Below are 819 nucleotides of genomic sequence, written 5' to 3'. Positions count from 1 at the left end.
GCTGTCTAAAGATGAAGAGGTCACCCACTGAARGRAAATTTCCTTCTTTAAAGGTGGATACTCGGATCTTCGGGCCTTGCAAGTCACCTAAAATAGCCACTTGTCTGCCAAGTTTAGCTGGCAATATTTCGTACTTTTTCTGCGCGAGTTTTATGATCCTCTGCGCTGCCGTGAGAAAAATTCATCCTGACCACATTCGCGCCGGCTCGAATAATTTCTTCTAGTACATTATCTTTGTCAGTTGAAGGACCTAAAGTGGTCACGATTTTTGTTCTTCTTAATGGCTGAGTCATAGCTTCTCCTGCGATAGACGTATGTCATAGATAGTTATACAGAGAAGCGTGGTCTCTTTGCTGTTGACTTTCCACAAAATTCAGAAATTTTTTCAAGAAAAATAAGTTTGAGGTGATGCGATGTGTCGCCGACTAAATGATGGATATTTGATTCGATACACAAACATTCATGTTTATACGTGATGCTGGTCACGGGGATTTATCAAGTTCACTTCACAATTACTTCGCAAAGTAAAAAATTGCTCCGTTATAGAATGTTGGAGTGCAAGATGTACATGGCTCAACCGGGACCATATTGATCATATCAAACAGGTCAATGCTGGTACGTGTAGTACAAACTAATTGCCTTAATGGTCCAAATACTCTCGAATCGATTTGTCAAAAGAAAGCGAGCTGGCACCGGCGAGTATTACGAAAATTACCCGTGAGTTGATAGAAGCACATCTTGTGCACGAAACTACCGTGCAAGAAGCGATTAGCCGAGGAAGACCAGCGGTCGGTCTTCAAGTGAATAATGCTGGATGGC

The 819-nt window shown here is 42.0% G+C and carries 2 pseudogenes; one reads left to right on the top strand and one right to left on the bottom strand.

Annotation, left to right across the window (positions count from 1 at the left end):
• Positions 1–293 (bottom strand): annotated as a pseudogene (locus CIK04_RS28685) (pyruvate kinase); the annotation flags it as partial.
• Between the two features lie 269 nt (positions 294–562).
• Here CIK04_RS28685 and CIK04_RS28680 point away from each other — a divergent pair.
• Positions 563–819, top strand: a pseudogene (locus tag CIK04_RS28680) (transcriptional regulator); the annotation flags it as partial.

The organism is Vibrio sp. 03_296 (assembly GCF_002265885.1).
This window is presented reverse-complemented; position numbering and strand designations above follow the sequence as displayed.